This is a genomic window from Euryhalocaulis caribicus, from assembly GCF_000412185.1.
In the GTDB taxonomy this organism is placed as follows: domain Bacteria; phylum Pseudomonadota; class Alphaproteobacteria; order Caulobacterales; family Maricaulaceae; genus Euryhalocaulis; species Euryhalocaulis caribicus.
In genome coordinates, this window is record NZ_ASJA01000005.1 from 1 (window position 1) to 18,721 (window position 18,721).

Consider the following 18,721-nt stretch of genomic DNA (forward strand, 5'->3'; position numbering starts at 1 on the left):
GGACGAATATAACGAGGCGGTGGACCGCCACGCCTCCTATCTGGAGGCCGTAATGGCGCATCTGGGCTGCATTCAGACGGAGGCGCAGGCCGATTATGACCGTCTCGCCGGCGCCATCCACACGGCCACCACGGCGGAAGTCACCGCCATGCAGGAAGAAATAGACGCCGCCAAATCCGAACTGGATGAGCGGCGCGAGCGTTTTCTTGAAGAAAGCGGCGTTCGCCCTGGCGGGGCGCGGCGGGTCTGCCGGCGCCCGGGGCGCCGCGATGGACGGTAGTGGAAGAACGGGGCCGCGCTCAGGACGGTGCGGCCCGGGAAGTCGAGTGGAATGAACAGGCGCTTTGTTTCCGTGAGCCTCAGCCTCTGGCCGACCGAACGGCTGACGCGGACCGACCGCAGAAGAAGCGCCGCGCCGGATGAGCGCGGGCAGCCCCTTGCCCTGACCCATGCCGCGTCCGGCGGGCAGCGCCTCTATGCGCTGGACAAAGGCGCGCAAGCCCTGGGACTCCGGTGCGGCATGAGCGTCGCCGACGCCCGCGCGCTTGTCCCGGGACTTCTGACCCGGCCCGCCGCGCCCGAGGCTGACCGGGCTGCGCTTAAAGCGCTCGCCCGCTGGTGCGGGCGCTGGTCGCCCTGGACCGCCGCCGACCCCCGCGAGCCCGGCCGCGATGGCGTCTTTATCGAGATCACGGGCTGCCAACGCCTGTTTGACGGCGAGGAGAAACTTCTCGGCGACATGGCGGCGCAGTTCCGGGAGCTCGGTCTCACGGCGCGCCTGGCCGCAGCGCCGAGCCTTGGCCTGGCATGGGGTCTGGCGCGCTTCGACCCGGATGCGGCGCGCGGGCCCTTGAGCGTCGGCGCGGACGCCGCGCCCCGGCGTCTCGCGGCGTTGCCGGTGGAAGCCCTGCGGCTGACCGATGATACGAACGAGCGGCTGCGGGCGCTCGGGCTCATGAAAGTGGAAGCGGTTATGCGCCAGCCGCGGGCGGCGCTGGCCCGCCGGTTCGGACTGGCGCTGCCCCAGCGTATCGACCAGGCGCGGGGGATCGAGGGCGAGGCGCTCGACCCGCTTCTCCCGGCGCGCGCCTTTCGCAGTGAAAGCCGGTTCGTCGAGCCGCTTATGCATCTCGATCCGATCCGCGCGGCCGGCCCGGCGCTCCTGGAAAGGCTCTGCGGCCAGCTCGACCGGGCGGGCCGCGGCGTGCGACGACTGTGCCTCACGCTCCAGCGGGTCGACGGGCGGACTTTTGACGTCGAGGCGGGCACGGCCGCGCCGAGCCGGGACGCGGCGCATCTCAAGCGTATTCTCGATGAACGCCTGGAGCGGGTCGAAATCGATCTCGGCTTCGGAATAGAAAAGCTGACCCTGACCGCGCCGAAGACCGCGCCGGTGGCGGACCGCCAGGGCGACCTGGAGCGCGAGAGCGCAGCGACCGACGCTGATCAGCTCGCTGACCGGTTGATTGCGCGTCTGGGCGAGGACGGGGTTCGCCGCGCGGCCTCGCGCGAAAGCTGGATTCCCGAGCGCGCCAGTGGCTGGGCGCCGGCGGATCAGGGTGCCTATGCGCCCCGTCCAGCGCTGGACCGCCCGCTCCTGGTCATGGACCGGTCTGAGCCGGTGGAGGCGGTGGCCGAAGTGCCGGACGGCCCGCCGCGCGCCTTCATCTGGCGCCGGCTCCGCCACCGCATCGCCCGCGCGGAAGGCCCCGAGCGGATCGCGCCGGAATGGTGGCGGGAGAGCGGGGGCGAAGCCACGCGCGATTATTTCCGGGTGGAGACTGCCGAGGGGCGGCGCTTCTGGCTCTATCGCGACGGCCTCTACTACCGGGACACGGAGGCTCCGCGCTGGTTCCTCCATGGCGCGTCATGACGCCTTACGCCGAGCTTCTCGCCGCCACGAATTTCTCCTTCCTGCGCGGGGCGAGCCATCCCGACGAGATGATCGCTACCGCCAGGGCCCTCGGCCTTCGGGCTATCGGCGTCTGCGACCGCAACTCTCTGGCCGGGGTTGTGCGGGCGCACCGGGCGGCAAAGGAGATGGAGATGCGCTTTCATCCCGGCGTTCGGCTGGTCACGCAATGCGGCTTTGAGGCTGCGGCCTATCCGACCGACCTTGCCGCCTATGGCCGGCTGACGCGGTTGCTGACGCTCGGCAAGCGGCGAGCACCGAAGGGCGAGTGCCATCTGGAGATCCCGGACATTCTCGATCACGCCGAGGGGCAGGTCTTTCTCCTCGTTCCGCCGGCGGACTTTTCGGAAGACTGGGCGGCCGAGGCGTTTCATTTCATCGCGGCTGCGCCGGAGAACGCATGCCATATCGCCCTGGTCCGTCATTTCGACGGCCGGGATGGCGAGCGGCTGCATCGCGCCGCCGCGTTGGCCGAGGAAGCCGATGCCCCGGCTGTGGCGGCGACGGACGCGCTCTATCACTCCCCGAACCGCCGGGCGCTGCAGGACGTCATCACCTGTATCCGCGAAAAGACCACGATCGACGCCGCCGGCTATCTGCTGGAGCGCAACGCCGAACGCCACCTCAAGGACGGCGACGAGATGGCGCGCCTTCTCCCGGACTATCGCGCCGCAGTCGAGCGCAGCCTTGCGGTCGCCGACCGGCTCAAATTCTCGCTCGACGAGATCGCCTACCAGTATCCCGAGGAGGTGATGGAGCCGGGCGAGGCGCCCATGGAGACGCTGACCCGCCTGACCCGTGAGGGGCTGGAGCAGCGCTATCCGGAGGGTGCCCCCGATAAGGTGAGCAGCGCGGTCGAGTATGAGCTCGCCCTGATCGAAGAGCTGAACTACCCGGCCTATTTCCTGACCGTCCACGATCTGGTCCGCTATGCACGGAGCCAGGGCATTCTCTGCCAGGGGCGGGGTTCGGCGGCCAATTCCTCGGTCTGCTACTGCCTGGGCGTCACTTCGGTCGATCCGGCGACCATCGATCTTCTCTTCGAGCGTTTCGTCTCCGCCGAGCGCGGCGAGCCGCCCGACATTGACGTCGATTTCGAGCACGAGCGGCGCGAGGAGGTGATCCAGTACGTCTATGAGAAATACGGCCGCCACCGCGCCGGCATGACCGCGACGGTCAACACCTATCGCGCCAAGGGGGCGGTACGCGAGGTCGGCAAGGCGATGGGTCTGTCTCTGGACATGGTCGATGCGCTCGCGCGCTCGGTCTGGGGCTGGTCGCCCGACGGCATTCCGGAGGACCGGATTCGCGAACTCTCGCTTGATCCCGACTCCCCGCGCCTCAAACAGACGCTCAAGCTCACGCGCGACCTGATGGGGTTTCCACGCCATCTCTCCCAGCATCCGGGCGGCTTCGTCATCACGCGCGACCGGCTGGACGAGATTGTGCCAGTCATGAACGCGGCGATGGCGGACCGCACCTGTATCGAGTGGGACAAGGAGGACATCGAGGCGCTCGGCCTGATGAAGGTCGACGTGCTGGGGCTGGGGATGCTGAGCGTGCTCGCCAAGGCGTTCGCGTTGATGGAGTCGCATTACGGCCGGCGCGAGACCCTCGCCAGCCTCCAGGACGAGGACCCGCGCGTCTATGACATGATCTGCGAGGCTGACACGGTCGGCGTCTTCCAGATCGAGAGCCGGGCGCAGATGTCCATGCTGCCGCGGCTGCGCCCCCGCGCGTTCTACGACCTGGTGATCGAGGTCGCCATCGTGCGCCCCGGGCCGATCCAGGGAGACATGGTGCACCCCTATCTGCGCAGGCGCGACGGCAAGGAGTCGGTCTCCTATCCTTCGAAAGCGCTGAAGGAAGTCCTGCACAAGACGCTCGGTGTGCCGCTTTTCCAGGAGCAGGCGATGAAGATCGCGGTGGTCGCCGCCGGGTTCACGCCTTCCGAGGCCGACCGGCTGCGCCGCGCCATGGCGACCTTTCGCAACGCCGGCGTCATCCACGAGTTCGGAATGCGCCTGATCACCGGGATGGTCGCCAACGGCTATGACCGGGACTTTGCCGAGCGCTGCTTCAGGCAGATCGAGGGATTCGGGGAATACGGCTTCCCGGAAAGCCATGCGGCAAGCTTCGCGCTGCTGGTCTATGTCTCGGCCTGGGTGAAGCGGCACTATCCGGACGTTTTCTGCGCCGCGATCCTCAATTCCCAGCCCATGGGCTTTTACGCTCCGGCCCAGCTCTATCTCGACGCAAAGCGTCACGGCGTCGCCGTGCGCCCGCCCGACGTGAATCATTCAGACTGGGACTGCACGCTGGAGCCTCTGGTGCCGGGCGACGGCGCCGGGCTCACCGAGGAAGGGGGAGCGCGCTACGCGGTTCGCCTCGGCCTGCGGCTGGTGAAAGGACTTTCCGAGGCGGCCGCCGCCAGACTCTCGGCGGCGCGCCAGGCGGGGGGTAAGTTCGGGAGCGTCGAGGATGTGCTGCGGCGGGCCTGTCTGACCCGTCAATCCATCGACCAGCTTGCGCGGGGAGACGCCTTCCGCTCGATCGGAGAGGACCGCCGCCGGGCCGCCTGGTCCGCCTCGGGTCTTTCCTCCGCGCCGATGCCGCTGTTCGAAAAAGGCGAGGGCGTGCGGGAGCGCGCGCCTGACCTCCCCCACATGCCGCTTCGCGAACAGGTCTTCCGCGATTACCAGTCGCTGGGGCTCAGCCTGAAGGCGCACCCGATGAGCTTTTTCCGCGAGCGGTATGAGCAGGAGCGCGTGGTCCGGTGTGCGGATCTGAAGGACAGGAAGGATGGAAGGCACCTGAGCGTTGCGGGAGTGGTTCTAATCCGCCAGCGCCCAGGCTCTGCGCATGGCGTGGTCTTCATCACGCTGGAGGATGAGACGGGGGTCGCCAATCTCATTGTCTGGCCGAAGATCCTGGAGCGCTATCGCCGCGCCGTGCTGGGCGCGCGGCTACTGCGGATCGACGGCCAGCTCCAGCGCGAAGGCCAAGTCATTCATATCGTCTGCGACCGGCTGGTTGATGAAAGCTGGCGCCTGGAGACACTGCGCGACGGCGAAGGCGACGGCGACTTTGGGGAAGGTCACCTCTCCCGCGCCGATGAAGTAAAGTACGGGACCTGTGAGGATCCGCGGGAAATCACTGCCCGCCGCCGCGCGGACCGAATACGCCGCTCCGGCGATGTGGCGTCGCTACCGAAGTCGCGGGATTTCCGGTAGGGGGCCGCGATCACCTCTCCGGACGCTGCTTCGGCATCCGCTTTCGGAATGACCTAGTTTGCTCCGACTCATTATGAGCGAATTGAGAGCTTAAGGGGACAGCGTCTTTCGGGTGCGCCAGAGAAATTCGACTGTCACCTCCTGGATCAGCGTGCGCCGAAACCAGATTACAGGTATCGGACGTGAAAACACCAAACGGCATCGAGACCTACGATTTTTTTTCAATGTCACTTCCATATGGAACGAGGACAGAGGCTGGAGGCTTTAAGCTCCGTGTAATTAAACAAGGACGCTCCCGATGAGTCTCCAACAAAAGCAGATTCACGAAGATGGTTTGCCTGGAAGTGAAGCGGCGCTTGAGCCCAAACCAGAGTGGCGGGCGCGCTTTAGAAGCTCGGGTCGACTGCAAGACAAGGTAGCGATAATCACAGGCGGCGACAGTGGGATTGGGCGCGCGACCGCAGCATTGTTCGCCCGAGAAGGGGCTGATGTGGCGATCGTCTATCTCAAGGAAGGCGAGGACGCCAAGAAAACCGCATCCATTATCGAAAGCGAGGGTCGCAAGGCGCTCGCGATTGAAGGCGACCTCGGCGATCCAGAGTTCTGCAAAAAGGTCATCACGAAAGTGATCGACAAGTTCGGCAAGCTCGATGTGCTGGTCAATAATGCGGGCGAGCAACATCCCGATAAAAATATTACCGACATTACGGAAGACCAGCTTCGGCGCACTTTTCAGACAAATATTTTCGCGATGTTTTTTCTGGTTCAGGCGGCAATGGCGCACTTGGATAAAGGCGGCGTCATCATCAACTGCACCAGCGTAACGATGTACAAGGGTGCGCCGCCTCTTCTTGACTATTCGAGTACGAAGGGCGCGATCACTGCTTTTACGCGCAGTCTTGCGATCAATCTTGCGGATCAGGACATTCGTGTGAACGCCGTGGCGCCGGGCCCTGTCTGGACCCCGCTTAACCCAAGCGGCGGCGCTACAAAAGAAATGCTCGAGAATTTTGGCGAGGATACGCTCCTCGGCCGACCAGGACAGCCGAATGAAATCGCACCAGCTTTCCTTTTCCTAGCGTGTGAGGATTCCAGTTACATGACTGGGCAAGTCCTTCACCCCAATGGCGGGGATATTGTCGGCGGCTGAAGCCGACTTCCAAAATAGCAAGCAATGGAGATCAGTTATGCCAGCCAAATCCAAAGACCAGCAAAAGGCAGCCGGCGCGGCACTTTCTGCGAAACGTGGCGAGATCGAAAAGAGCGAGCTGCAGGGCGCATCCAAAGAGATGTATGAATCCATGAGCGAGGCGGAATTGGAAGACTTCGCCGACACCGACCGAAAGGGCAAACCTGAACACAAAGGCGAATAAAAATTTGTTCTCGGGCTGCCTTCAATTCCTTGCGGGCTCTTTGTTCGCCGCTTTCCGTTCACGGCATCAAGGATAATCTAGTATCCAACCCCCTGGGCCGACCCGGCGCAAAGCAGCGATCAGACCGCCGGATCCATCAAATAGCTAGAACCCAATCTCTATTTGACCAGAGGCTCTCGGCCTCGCTCTCCAGTCACGATCGATTTTGCTTAACAGATATCTGCGCGGATTCGCTTTCAGCTTAATGGGCGGAACATAATGATGAGCGATGGGTTCGCCTTATCGGGCCGTCCTAGGACCACTAAGGAACATTTCTATCATGCGCGCACTAGTTTGGCATGCCGTCGGTGATATTCGCTACGACACAGTCGAAGACCCGATAATCGAGGATGATCGGGACATCATCGTAAAGGTCACTTCCACCGCTATCTGCGGTTCCGATCTCCACTTGATGAACGGCGTCATTCCGGAAATGCGGGAAGGCGACATTCTTGGCCACGAATTCATGGGGGAGGTCGTCGAGACGGGGTCTGGTGTCGGCAATCTGAAGAAAGGCGACCGTGTGGTGGTACCATTCACCATCTCCTGCGGCGAATGCTTCTTCTGCGAGAAAGGACTCTATTCAGCCTGCGACAACTCCAATCGAAAGGCCGACCTGGCCGCTGAGGCCATGGGTCATGCTCCGGCTGGTCTCTTTGGCTATTCACACCTGACAGGTGGCTATGCCGGCGGGCAAGCGGAATATGTTCGTGTACCGTATGGCGATGTGGGGCCGGTAAAGGTCGACTCCGATCTCCGCGACGACCAAGTGCTGTTCCTATCCGACATCTTTCCCACTGGATGGATGGCGGCGGAAAATTGCGGCATCGAAGAGGGCGATACAGTTGCAATTTGGGGCTGTGGCCCGGTTGGTCAGTTCGCCATTCGCAGCGCCTATCTGATGGGCGCTGAACACGTTATCGCCATCGACTGCGTGCCCGAACGGCTGGAAATGGCTGAAGAGCGCAGCAAGGCCGAGACCATTGACTATTCCAACGACAATGTGATCGAGCGCCTCAAGGAAATGACGAAAGGACGCGGGCCGGATAGATGCATCGATGCAGTGGGCGCCGAGGCGCACGGTCATGAGACGTGCGGCGCGGTTAAACCGGAGGGGGCGAAGAAACCGGGAGACAAAGCCGATAACGGAACCGCGCTTTCAGATGCGCTGACCGTTTGCCGCAAGGGAGGCACTGTCTCTATACCCGGGGTTTATGCCAAGGAATTGACCCTTCCATTCGGCGCAGCGATGAACAAGGGACTGACCCTGAAGATGGGCCAGACTCATATGCAGAAATACCTCTCCCCGCTGCTGGATCGTGTTCAGAACGGTGAGGTGATCCTGGATGACATCATTACCCACCGAGGCGAACTGAAAGATGGCGAACGTCTCTACAAGACCTTCCGGGACAAGGACGATGGCTGCATCAAGGTCTTCTTGACCCCATAAAACCCCCATCAGCAATCGGGCGGCGGAAAGACCTGCCGCCTGGTTCGTTTCTCCAATTTTGGGAGGGAAGGTCGCAAGCCACTGCACTTCTATTTGGTGGGCTAGACACCGTCGCACTGCCCATTATGTGCTGTCTATAGGGGCGGAGATCGATTGGCGCTGCCCTATTAATCAGGCGCCAAAAATCTCGGCTGGCGGAACCAGATAAGGATCATCGCGCTATCTGACTTGCCGCTCGATAAACTCTCCGGAGGAAAGACGATGGGACTGAAGGTTCTTGCGCTGAATTGCACACTGAAGGCGGCGGAAGAGACGTCTTCGACCGAAAAGATGCTCTCTCTGGTTCTGGAAAAGCTGAAGCCACTGGGAGCGTATGGCGAAATCGTTCGCGCCGCTGAACTCAATATCAAGCCCGGGGTCACTTCTGATGAGGGGAAGGATGATGACTGGCCGCAGTTGCGGCGGCGCATTCTGGACGCCGACATCTTTTTGCTCGGCTCACCGGTATGGCTGGGTCAGCCGTCTAGTGTCTCCAAGCGCGTGCTCGAACGCCTCAATGCGTTTCTTGGAGAGAAGGACGATGCGGGGCACATGCCGTCCTATGGAGCCGTCGGAGGCGTCTGTGTGGTGGGCAATGAAGACGGAGCCCACCATGTTAGCGCGGAACTTTATCAGGGACTGAACGATGTCGGGTTTACCCTGGCTCCCAACGCAGTCTGCTACTGGGTGGGCGAAGCCATGCAAAAGACCGACTTCAAGGACCTGGAGGAGGTACCGGAAGTGGTGGATTCAGCTGCGTCACTGCTGGCGCGTAACACCGCCCATCTCGCTGCCCTTCTCCAGCGCTACGCTTATCCTGGTCAGGACGCCCAGAGCGTCGGTCCCGAAGAACCTGAAGAAGACGGTCCATTCGATGGACTGTCAAAGGCAGCGCAATCGGCGATGAAAGCGCCGATGGCAGAAGCTGTTGACGACGATCCGGAAGAACGCGGCTGATACTTATAGCCGGTCTGGCGGTCTGGAGACAGACGATGGAATGGTGCTGGACCTTGTGTGAGACCGCACCCAAGGTTCCTTCTATATCTTCCGCTACCGATGGTTACTTTCCCGAAGAGACGGCCAGTTTCATCCGCTCGATCTCTTCGATGGATTGGGTGGCTTGTATAATCAATGCCTCACGATCTTTGATATCTTCGTCGGTGGTATCGACGTATTTTCCGTCTTTGAAAGATTGGGTCTTCATTTTTCCAGCCCTCATAAGCTCGATCGTCTTTTGAAGGTGGCTCATATGATCTTCCAGCATCTTGATAGTTCGATCTGGCATTTGAGTTCCTTCTATAAGCCTAGGGCGATGTAACCGCGCCTAGGGCTATTCTAACTGCTGCTGACTAAATCCATAAATGGCGTAGCGGGCACTGGCAGGCGAACCTGCATCAATAGCCAACAATGCGCCAGTGATATTACCGACTGACTACCATCGCATAAGAGCGTTTATGGTGCTCCTTCCCTGCCGGGTGAGAGCTGGTCTGATTACGCCGTTCCAAGCGCTACGAGCGGCCTTTCCTACATGGCGAGGCCGCAAGAAGACGTGGTGACCACAGGGAAAAGCGTCCAGAGCGTAGCGCCGAGTCCGACCCACCCTGTAGCTCGGCTGACAAAGCGCACAAAACTGTAACGGGATGCGAGGCGCGGCGCATGAAGCGCAGCGAGCAGGGCGAGCTGTACAAGGGCTGCAAACACGTATGCTGCGATCAGCAGAACCCGCGCCACCGGAATTTTTCCAATCATCAGCGTTGTCAGGTCATGCCCGCAGAGAACGCCGTGAAGGCCGTATACGAGCGTGAAAGTCACAAGCCAGACCAGCGGCGCGATAATAATGCGCAGGATGTCCTTCATGTGAGGAATCCGGGCACATGGGCGGCCAGCAGGACAAGCATCCCGACAACAGCAAGATAATCGATCCACAGCCTCACGATGGGAAATTCCGCCCGTCTTACGGGAGAAGTGAAACCCCGGCGCACCCGCATTGCGAGGAATCCGGCCATGAGTGCGCCAAGCGCGGCGTGAAAGAGGCCGTAACCTCCGAGAACCAGAAGGGTGGCACCGTAGGCGTGCGCGCTTGGACCGGGCGTGCGCAACATCAGTGATCCAATGACGGCCCCCAAGACGAGAGCGCCGGCAATGGCCAGGACGAGCGATGGCATAACAGTCTGGCCGTTTCGGTTGGCCCGTATGGCGCGCCGGATAGCGGCGGTGCTCGCCGCCGCCGCCGCAAGGCCTGCGGCCATCTCGAGCAATGAGGGCTCGAACAGGGCCGGGGGCGGCCAGCCGGGCGCGACTGTCCAGAGGAAAGCAAAACCAAACAACAAGGATCCGAAAAAGGTTGCGTTGGCCGTCAGCAGAAAGAGCGACCCCCACCAACCTGACCCGTGGTCGACAGCTATGGAATTGGGCAGCGCCACGCCATGACCGACAGGCTGATCCGGCAAATCCCCCCTGTGGCCGAGCGTCCAGACCCAGCGACAGGCAAGGAAAGCGACCCCGGAAACGGCAAGCGGCGTAATCCAGTAAAATTTCAACAGAAGCGACAGGAAAAAGAGCCCCGTAACAGCCGCCATGAAGACCGGAAGGCGCGTATTGCCGGGATAGATGACATGATAATCCGGCTGGCCGGACGAGGCGTTCACGGTCAGGGTTTCCCGGCGCCCGCCGGGGCCGGAGTCGCCAAGATAACCTTCGCCCCGCGCCAGGCGGACCGCCAAGTCAGGGTCATCGTTGAGCGGTTCGCGGCTGGATATGTGCGGCAGGCTAGCGAAATTATATGCGGGCGCTGGCGTCATCATCGCCCATTCCAGCGTGGTGGCCTTCCACGGATTGCGTTTTCCGCGATTGGCCGTCACGGCATGAAGCGCCACTTCGATGACAACAATCGCGATGCCGATCGCCAGAACGAATCCGCCGATTGATGAAATCAGGTTGATTGCCGTCCAGCCGTCCTCCGCCTGATACGTTGAGATGCGCCGGCGCTGGCCCAGCAGTCCGACCCAGTGCATGGCCAGGAATGTCACGTGGAAGCCGGTGAAGATGAGCGCAAAGGCGACCTCTCCCAGCCGGAAGAAACGCTTTCGTCCTGTGAAATGGGGCAGCCAGTAATAGAGCCCGGCAAGAATGGGAAAGACAAACCCGCCGAAAAGCACATAGTGCAGATGGGCGGTGATGAACGCGGTGTCGTGCGCTTGCCAGTCGAATGGCACGACGGCGACCATGACGCCGGTCAGGCCGCCGATCACAAACGTCACGAAGAAACCCAGTATGTGCAACATCGGCAGGCGCAGTTCCGGGCGCCCTTTCCACATCGTGCCGATCCACGCGAATATCTGCACGCCTGTCGGAACCGCCACCAGCGTCGAGGCGGCGGAGAAAAAGGCGAGCCCCATATGCGGGATTCCCGTCGTGAACATGTGATGGACCCAGAGGCCGAACGACAGGAAGGCCAGCGCCACGATCGCCGCAACGATCCAGCCATAGCCGAGCAGCGTTGTGCGGCACATCACGGGCAGAACGGTCGAGATAATGCCGGCCGCCGGCAGGAAGATGATATAGACTTCGGGGTGGCCGAATAACCAGAACAGGTGCTGCCATAACAGGCTGTCGCCGCCGAGTTCGGCCTGAAAGAAGGGCAGACCGAAGGCGCGTTCGAGTTCCAGCAGGACGGAGCCGAGAATAAGCGGCGGAAACCCGGTCAGGATCATCAGCGCGGTGACAAGCGCATACCAGGCGAAGATCGGCATCTTGTCGAGCGACATGCCCGGCGCCCGGAATTTCAGGACAGAGACGGTGATCTCGACAGCCGCGGCGATCGCCGAGATTTCGACGAAGGTGATGCCGATCAGCCAGAAATCGGTATTGATGCCGGGCGAATAGATTGCCCCGGTCAGCGGCGGATACATGAACCAGCCCCCGTCCGGCGCGATGCCAAGAAACATCGAGACCAGCAGCATGGTCCCGCCAAAGACGTAGCACCAGTAGCCATAGGCGGTGAGGCGCGGAAACGCGAGGTCGCGGGTTCCCAGCAGCTTGGGCAGCAGATAGATCGCCAGTCCCTCGAACATGGGAATGGCGAACAGGAACATCATGATGGTCCCGTGCATCGTGAAGACCTGATTGTAGATCTCCGGCCCCATGAAGGCCGAATCCGGCGTTGCGAGCTGCGCCCGGATCAGCATCGCCAGCACGCCGCCGACCAGGAAAAAGAAGAATGCGGTGACGAGGAACATCCGGCCCAGATCGGTGTGGTTCACGGTCGAGAACCATCCCTTGAAGCCCGGCTCGGATGACCAGATCGCCGTGAGCTTGCGGTGCCGTTCAAGAATGCTCATTCGGTCCCGTCCATCAGAAAGGCGTCCCACCCGGCGGCGTCATGGGCGATGACGGTAAAACTGAATCCGTCATAGCCGCCGCCGCTGAATTCGGCGCTGCGCCCGGCATAGGTTCCGGGCTGATCCGCCTCGATCCGCAGGATATTGACGTGTCCCGGTATCGCGTCGATCTTTCCGGCGAGGCGCGGAACCCAGAAGCTGTGAATCACGTCTTCCGACGTGACAGCGACATCGACCGGGCGACCGGCGGGAATATGGAGGACATTTTGCGTCGTCCTTTCCGGCCGGGCATCATAGGAAAATGTCCACGCCCAGCGCCGGGCTTCGGCTTGCACGCTCACCGCTTCCGGGTTGTTTCGCGGCAATAACTGCTCGCCGATTACCAGACCGTATGCGAGCAGCAGGAGCAGAACCGCCGCGGGAAAGGCGAGTCCAAGGCTGATAATCCAGACCCGGATATGGCGCGCCTCGTCCGCCGCCGCGCCGCGCCGGCGGAAGGATAGCCCGAGAAGGATCATGACGAGGCCGAATATCAGGACCGCGCCTATCAGCATTACCCACCAAAGCGTGGCGATGGAGCGCGCGGCCGGTCCCGCGGGCGCCACGGTGGACAGATCGCCTTCGCAACCGGCAAGGGCGGGAAGCGTTATGAGAGAAACACAAGCCAGAATCGGTGCGATATGACGACGGAGACGGTCGAAGGCGAAGACGAAGAGCTGATCGACCCCATCAGTCAGAGTCCGGGATTCGATGAAACGGAATCGCGGATATCGCTGCTGGGTCATCCCATCCATGCGATGAGCGTCGCCTTTCCGGTTGCGCTCACCTTCTGTGCTTTTGGCGCTGATGCGCTTTACTGGTGGACGGGGGATGCGTTCTGGGCGCGCGCCGCCATGTGGGCCGCGGGAACGGGCTTTCTCTTTGGCATGTTCGCCGGATTCTCCGGCACGGCGGAATTGCTGCTCGTCTCCGGCATCCGGGCGCGGGCGCCGGCCTGGACGCATTTCATCATCGCTGTGACTCTTCTTGCCCTTCTCGGCGCAAACTGGGGCCATCGGCTCTACGGCTACGAAGATGCGGTTCTGCCCTATGGCATTCTGCTCTCGGCGGTTTGCGTGGCGATGGTGGCGTTTACTGGCTGGCATGGCGGAAAGCTTGTGTTCGACTATCGGCTGGGAACGTCAAAGAGCAACTGACCGTCCCGCGGCTCCAGCAGCCAGTCCGGAAAATCGAGCCAGGGAAGGGCGGGCTTGGCAAGAACGAGAGCCGCGATCCCGACGACCAGGCCGAGCACGGCGGCCATCGGAAAATAAGGCTCCGGCGGTTTGTGCCGCCCGGGTTCCTCGGCCGTCTTGACCAGGGTGCGGCCTATCCAGGCATGGACGGCGACCAGAAGGGCGACAAGAACAAGTTTCGCGTACAGCCAGGGGAAGAAGGTCTCACGGAGAAAGATAAGCCACGTGCCCGCGATTACGGCGATCACGGCCGCGGGGGTGACGCACATAGTATAGGTGAGATGCGTGGCCCGGCGGATCAGGCGATAATCAGCCGTCACAATCGCCGGGTCGTGACGCCCCAGCATAAAGGGCAGGGCGATCAGACCGCCGCACCAGATTGCCATCGCCGCGATATGAACCCCTTTAAAAACAGGAATAAAAGAGACGAGCCAGTCCATCACGGAGCGCCGCTCGCAATGCGGGGCCAGTTCCGCCGGGCCATGAACGCAGCGGCGCCGGCATAGGGAATTGCCGCCGGCACCCACATGATCAATCCTGCCAGTTGCTGATCCTCCAGCGGAGTCAGCCCCCAAGCATAGGGCGCGACGGCGTGAGCCGCGTAAACCGCCTGGGGCGCGAAAGTCAGAATGGCGCCCAGCATTCCCATCTGAGCGAAGGAGGCGACGATGAACGCTATCCGGTCGATCAGAGAGCCTGGTTTGGCGAAAATGGCGCGCCAGAACCCGGTGGCGGAGGCCAGAAGGGTAAGCTGCATCAGCCAGTATATGGCGACATTCGACAAGGCCAGGTCATAGGCGGCCGGGACGTGCCAGATCCAGAGAATGACGGTCGATGTCAGGAAAGCCGGCGTCAGGGCGCGGGCGCGCCGCGCTGGAAGGGCTTGTGCGAGCAGCGGCGCGGCGATGGCGACGAGGATCACATGATGCGCCGCCCTGGCCGAGAACAGGGCTGACGACAGCGCGCATAGCGGCGACAGGAAAGCCAGGATCAATACGGCGACAGCCGCGAGCCCGATTTTATTGCGCCGGAACGCAATCGTTAAAATCGCCAGCGCGCCAAGAAGCCAGGGATCGAGATTCCAGCTTGTCCAAAGCTGGACCGGGATCGGGGGAGGTCCGCAATAGATCGTGCCCATTTGATCAGCGTTGACTCGCCCCTCCGTGAACCAGATTGATGCGAACCTATATTCCGTATCACAGCTGCGGCGTATTGTGAGCCTGGGCGGACGCTAAAATCTCTTCTGCTCGGAGTGGTAGGCGGCCTAAGTGGTCCGCTTGGCGGTGATGCCTGTTCTACGCGCCAGGACACAAACCGCGGATCGCAAAATTTGCCCTCATGCCATCATTTTTGAGGATGCCGCTGCCAGACACATGACCGCCTGACACATCAAGCGCCCAGTTTTCCCCCGCTCGGCCTCTGCTTTCCGCGGCCACCCCCTTGCCCTGATCCAGCGTCGCCCGGAACACTCCTCTCGCGGCTTCCTCCAACCGGATCATTTGTCGCGTGCCTGGCTCTATCTCAAAAACGGCTTCGACCGATTTACCCGAAGCGTTCGCACTACAGGTCAGAATCTCGGCCGCCAGCTTCATCTCCCGCCCGAATTCAAGCGTTACCTCGCCCGCCCCCGTCTGGCCCGGATTCTCGTGAACGGCGTTCGCCGGCTCCACATTATCGCTGACTGGCCCCACAGCAGAAACGGCGGACGGCTCGAGCGTCGGCGCGGCGCGGTCTATCGCTTCAGATGTCCTGAATTGCCAGCTTACTTCGGAGCCAAGTGTACGGCCGTCCTTGGTTCTGAGCTGCCTTCCGGCGATGACCTTATAGACGGTATCAGGTTCCGGCTCGGCGGGGACGACCGTAAGGATCATTCCCCCACCCTCCAGATCAACTATCGACGGGACCGCTAGTCCGGTTTCGTCGCTGAGGTGAACGGCGTTCAACGAGGCGGGGTCGAGTGGCGCATTGAAAACAAGTTCTCCCGCACCTGGCTCTGCTGTTAATGCATCGGCCGACGGGGACGCCAGTAAAGGCTTCAACGGAACGTCGACCTTCACCGGCAGACGTGTCGATCTCTCACGGACGCCGTCATGTGCGATGATCTCGAAGGCGGCCGCCGCGCCGGGTCTCAAGATCTGCGGGTCCGGCGTGAAACCCGTGTCGGTCAGAAACATTGCTAGCGTCGACCAGGTTTCTCCATCGGGGGCGAATCTCACCGTATATGTCAGGTTCGGATCACCCGATTCAGCACGCCATTCCAGCCTCTCGCCCGCCCGATAGACGCCCCCGCGTATATGAGAAATTAGTTCGGGAGGTCGCAGGGATTCCGCGGTCCGGCGCTCGGCCAGAATCTCGCTGCCGCGGGAAAAGACAATCCGCGCGGGTTCTCCGGAAACCGGCAGGGTGACCGAGAAGGGCCAGGCGCCTTTCCCGCCGCTTTCCAGACCCGGGCCTGCCGAGGAACGCGCAATCACGCGGCCATCGGCGTCTTCGATCCGAATTTCATAGGCCCCGTCCTCGGCGGAGAGGCGATCACGCGGGCCGCGAACGGTGATGGCGGGCAGCAGACCCGAATTTTCGCCGTCCGCGAGGCCCGATATCATGATCCAGTCCCGGGCTACTGCCTCCTCTTCAGGCCTGAGGGCCGCGGGTTGGCTGTAGGAGGCGCGCCAGAGCCGGGCCTCGGGTGCCGTTCCAGCAGTCCAGCTAAACGATGCCTGCCGCGCCGGGCGGTTGCCGGCGGCCGGCAACCGCCCGGCGCGGCGGGTCTCCGCGCGCCCTTGTAGGTACGCTGCGCGGGTGGCGCGGTTGATCCGCAGCATGTCCGGCATGCGCTCCACCAGCCACTCATACTGCTGACCATCGATCCAGTAATCGCGGCGCGGCTCCCACAGGCAGGGGAACATCAGGTTGAGTAGCGGCGCCGTTGTCTCCGCGTTGCCGTTTTCGCTGGATTTGACAGCCCCGCTCTGGCCGTTGAGCGCGATACGCATGCCGTCGATATTCGCTGCCGTCGTCTTGTATCCGGCTTTGCAGACTTCCTTGCGGTGCGCCGGGCCGTTGGCGAAGGGAATGTGCGGCAGGGCGAAGACGTGGCCGAACTCATGCACGACGAGGGGCGAGCGCAGGATCGCCGGCGCGCCCTGACCGCCATAGCCGCTGGTTCCCATTGTGATCACGTTCCGCGACGCGCCATCCACGCGCATCATGTCGGTGAGAGCCGGGTCCGGCGCCGTGGGGTCGAGCGGGAGCGAGGGCGGCTGCTCGAAAGGCGAGTTGGTCTGCCCGCCGGACAAGCTTGGCGGGTGATAGGAAACCAGTATGTCGGCGCTCGACCTCGCCGCCACGTGCTCCTCGAACAGGCGCAGGAGGTGGGCCCAGTTGCCCTCCGCCTCGACCGCCGCGACCGGGTGATCTCCGGACCAGTTGTTGAAGCCGTCGCCGCACATCACCCACTCGATGCCCGGAATGCCGCAAATCGTGTCCATCACATTGTAGACGCCGCGATAGTGCGCGGTGACATCGGCCACGGGCAGGATCTGGTTGGCGAAGGCCCTCTCCCGGTGCGCCGACCTGATGATCTGCTGGATGGCCTCCTCTTCGGGCCCGCCCGGCAGCCATTCGGAATGCGCGGCGATAAAATAATCGACGGTCAGCCGGCTCACATGTTGACCGGCATACTCCATTTCACGCTCAATCTTGTCCGGCTCGCGTTCGGGATCAGCCGGATAGTATTCATCGGGCAGAACCTCGGCCACGAAGGTCGCCGGCTGACTTCCCGATGTCGGGGTCCAGCCGAACAGGTTGAGACTGTCATCGCCAAACCGTCTGTCCTCGTCGGTGAATTGGTCCGGACGCATTGCCCGTCTTTCACGCATCGGAAAGATAACTTTGTCACGCGTATCCCGGACCTCCACCTGGACCGGATAGCTGGTCACCTGTCGGTCCGGGTGAATATCCTCAAGCTCTTCCCAGTCCACATAGATGCGCGCGGCGGCGGGTTTGTCGTTCACCAGCGTGGCGTTCCGCGAAACCTGGTAGATGTCGAGCCGCACATTGTCCGGCTCCACGAGTGTTGAGAAGGTGAATTCATAGTCCTCCTCCAGGGTCTGGCCGTCGGCTCCAACGATGCCATCGTCACCGCCCGTCAGGGTAATGTCGTAGATCGTTCCCGGCCGCAGCCTCTCGCGCGGGGTGATCCGAAGCGTCGTGGGGGTCTCCAGCGAATAATCGGCATCCACGTAGATATAGCCGCCGTCCGGATCGAGGGTCGTCAACATGATTGTCGAAGAGTCGAAGCTGCCCTGATAAAGGTCTTCGCTGAACTCGACATCGAATTCCGCGCCGGAGAGGACCACATTCTCCTTCCCGTTGACGGGCCGCGTTTCCACGACGTTGAAGTTCGCCGCTTGCCGGCAGAGCGTCGACTGGAAGAGCTCCTCGGTTTCAGGCGTGCGCGGCAGCTCGAATTGCAGGTTCAGGCCCAGTTGCTCGATCCAGCCTTTCTGGTCGCTTTCATAGTCGAGCACGCCGTTCCGCATGGGCAGGACGGCGGATTTGAGCTGCCCAGAGACCGTGAGCGTGAAGGATTCATCGGTCCATTCGGTCTGGAGAATGGCGGGATTTTCAAGCGCCGGCCCGTATCCGGGCTGGACCATCATGTCGTCCCGCCCGGTGTCCGCGACGGTGTTCTGGAAGGACAGCGTCCCCGAACCGGGCGGCGCGTCGCGCAACTCCAGCCCGTGCACGAGGCGCGTCCGCCGCCCTTCCGGTCCACACGGGATCATGCCTATGCGGATCTCGGAAAAGTCGCGTCCCCTGCGATTAAGCTGATCGTGCAGGACCAGGCCGAAGTCCTCCCGATTCTCATAGCCGCGTTTGACGAATACGGCCTGACCCCCAACCCGTCCGTCGGCCTGGCTGACCGTGCTTCCGCTGACCGTCCCTTCCCATTCACCGACAAGATCATCGCCATAGAGCGCATTGTAGCCGTCCTGGAAGGGGGCGTTGCTGTCTCTCGGTTGAGCGTGGGCCTGAAGCGGCGCGAGAAGCGCAGCGAGACATATCAGCGGAAGCGCGTGGGGGCGGCCGGTCACGGAC

General features: G+C 62.2%; 14 protein-coding genes and 1 pseudogene. 8 read left to right on the plus strand and 7 right to left on the minus strand.

Annotated elements, in window-relative coordinates:
• The 7 genes and pseudogenes from L338_RS17555 to L338_RS05445 form a co-directional block, all read left to right on the plus strand.
• Positions 1-280 (plus strand): hypothetical protein (locus tag L338_RS17555; protein ID WP_033310640.1); only part of this gene is annotated, 280 nt, incomplete at its 5' end.
• A gap of 72 nt (positions 281-352) precedes the next feature.
• Entirely contained in the window at positions 353-1,873 is a 1,521-nt protein-coding gene (locus L338_RS05420) for a DUF6504 family protein (RefSeq protein ID WP_161624599.1), read from the plus strand.
• Entirely contained in the window at positions 1,870-5,145 is a 3,276-nt protein-coding gene (locus L338_RS05425) for an error-prone DNA polymerase (RefSeq protein ID WP_022697354.1), read from the plus strand. The genes L338_RS05420 and L338_RS05425 overlap by 4 nt, the downstream gene beginning before the upstream one ends.
• A 298-nt stretch (positions 5,146-5,443) precedes the next feature.
• Entirely contained in the window at positions 5,444-6,295 is an 852-nt protein-coding gene (locus L338_RS05430; protein ID WP_022697355.1) for a glucose 1-dehydrogenase, read from the plus strand.
• 37 nt (positions 6,296-6,332) lie between these two features.
• A complete protein-coding gene (locus L338_RS05435; protein ID WP_022697356.1) occupies positions 6,333-6,518 on the plus strand; it encodes a DUF3008 family protein in 186 nt (61 codons plus the stop codon).
• A gap of 319 nt (positions 6,519-6,837) precedes the next feature.
• Positions 6,838-8,007 carry a zinc-dependent alcohol dehydrogenase gene (locus L338_RS05440; protein ID WP_022697357.1) on the plus strand — a complete coding sequence of 390 codons (1,170 nt, stop codon included), beginning with the start codon at positions 6,838-6,840 and terminating at the stop codon, positions 8,005-8,007.
• Between the two features lie 261 nt (positions 8,008-8,268).
• A pseudogene (locus tag L338_RS05445) lies at positions 8,269-8,871 on the plus strand (flavodoxin family protein); the annotation flags it as partial.
• A gap of 235 nt (positions 8,872-9,106) precedes the next feature.
• Here L338_RS05445 and L338_RS05450 read toward each other — a convergent pair.
• From L338_RS05450 to L338_RS05465, 4 genes are all read right to left on the minus strand, one after another.
• Positions 9,107-9,331: a hypothetical protein gene (locus tag L338_RS05450; RefSeq protein WP_152485823.1), complete on the minus strand. Its 225-nt coding sequence runs from the start codon at positions 9,329-9,331 to the stop codon at positions 9,107-9,109.
• A gap of 239 nt (positions 9,332-9,570) precedes the next feature.
• Positions 9,571-9,903: a hypothetical protein gene (locus L338_RS05455; RefSeq protein WP_022697360.1), complete on the minus strand. Its 333-nt coding sequence runs from the start codon at positions 9,901-9,903 to the stop codon at positions 9,571-9,573.
• The gene (gene ctaD, locus L338_RS05460) at positions 9,900-12,386 is read right to left on the minus strand and encodes a cytochrome c oxidase subunit I (RefSeq protein ID WP_022697361.1); all 2,487 of its coding nucleotides are present in this window, start codon (positions 12,384-12,386) and stop codon (positions 9,900-9,902) included. Before ctaD ends, L338_RS05455 begins: the two co-directional genes overlap by 4 nt.
• Positions 12,383-12,991 carry a cytochrome c oxidase subunit II gene (locus tag L338_RS05465; protein ID WP_022697362.1) on the minus strand — a complete coding sequence of 203 codons (609 nt, stop codon included), beginning with the start codon at positions 12,989-12,991 and terminating at the stop codon, positions 12,383-12,385. The genes ctaD and L338_RS05465 overlap by 4 nt, the downstream gene beginning before the upstream one ends.
• Before the next feature lie 75 nt (positions 12,992-13,066).
• Between L338_RS05465 and L338_RS05470 the strand changes: the two genes are divergently transcribed.
• Positions 13,067-13,582: a DUF2231 domain-containing protein gene (locus L338_RS05470; protein ID WP_022697363.1), complete on the plus strand. Its 516-nt coding sequence runs from the start codon at positions 13,067-13,069 to the stop codon at positions 13,580-13,582.
• Here the strand turns inward: L338_RS05470 and L338_RS05475 are convergent.
• The 3 genes from L338_RS05475 to L338_RS05485 form a co-directional block, all read right to left on the minus strand.
• Positions 13,552-14,064: a CopD family protein gene (locus tag L338_RS05475; RefSeq protein ID WP_027068296.1), complete on the minus strand. Its 513-nt coding sequence runs from the start codon at positions 14,062-14,064 to the stop codon at positions 13,552-13,554. The two genes, L338_RS05470 and L338_RS05475, sit on opposite strands and share 31 nt — an antisense overlap.
• On the minus strand, positions 14,061-14,759 hold the full coding sequence (locus tag L338_RS05480) for a cytochrome c oxidase assembly protein (RefSeq protein WP_022697365.1): 699 nt from the start codon (positions 14,757-14,759) through the stop codon (positions 14,061-14,063). The genes L338_RS05475 and L338_RS05480 overlap by 4 nt, the downstream gene beginning before the upstream one ends.
• A gap of 157 nt (positions 14,760-14,916) precedes the next feature.
• Positions 14,917-18,717: an Ig-like domain-containing domain gene (locus tag L338_RS05485; RefSeq protein ID WP_022697366.1), complete on the minus strand. Its 3,801-nt coding sequence runs from the start codon at positions 18,715-18,717 to the stop codon at positions 14,917-14,919.
• Positions 18,718-18,721 lie beyond the last annotated feature (4 nt).

What these genes read in the sequence shown, in the direction of transcription:
- L338_RS05425 (WP_022697354.1), top strand. Translation starts at nt 1,870, where the DNA reads ATGACGCCTTACGCCGAGCTTCTCGCCGCCACGAATTTCTCCTTCCTG.
- L338_RS05430 (WP_022697355.1), top strand. Translation starts at nt 5,444, where the DNA reads ATGAGTCTCCAACAAAAGCAGATTCACGAAGATGGTTTGCCTGGAAGT.
- L338_RS05435 (WP_022697356.1), top strand. Translation starts at nt 6,333, where the DNA reads ATGCCAGCCAAATCCAAAGACCAGCAAAAGGCAGCCGGCGCGGCACTT.
- L338_RS05440 (WP_022697357.1), top strand. Translation starts at nt 6,838, where the DNA reads ATGCGCGCACTAGTTTGGCATGCCGTCGGTGATATTCGCTACGACACA.
- L338_RS05450 (WP_152485823.1), bottom strand. Translation starts at nt 9,331, where the DNA reads ATGCCAGATCGAACTATCAAGATGCTGGAAGATCATATGAGCCACCTT.
- L338_RS05455 (WP_022697360.1), bottom strand. Translation starts at nt 9,903, where the DNA reads ATGAAGGACATCCTGCGCATTATTATCGCGCCGCTGGTCTGGCTTGTG.
- ctaD (WP_022697361.1), bottom strand. Translation starts at nt 12,386, where the DNA reads ATGAGCATTCTTGAACGGCACCGCAAGCTCACGGCGATCTGGTCATCC.
- L338_RS05470 (WP_022697363.1), top strand. Translation starts at nt 13,067, where the DNA reads ATGACGACGGAGACGGTCGAAGGCGAAGACGAAGAGCTGATCGACCCC.
- L338_RS05480 (WP_022697365.1), bottom strand. Translation starts at nt 14,759, where the DNA reads ATGGGCACGATCTATTGCGGACCTCCCCCGATCCCGGTCCAGCTTTGG.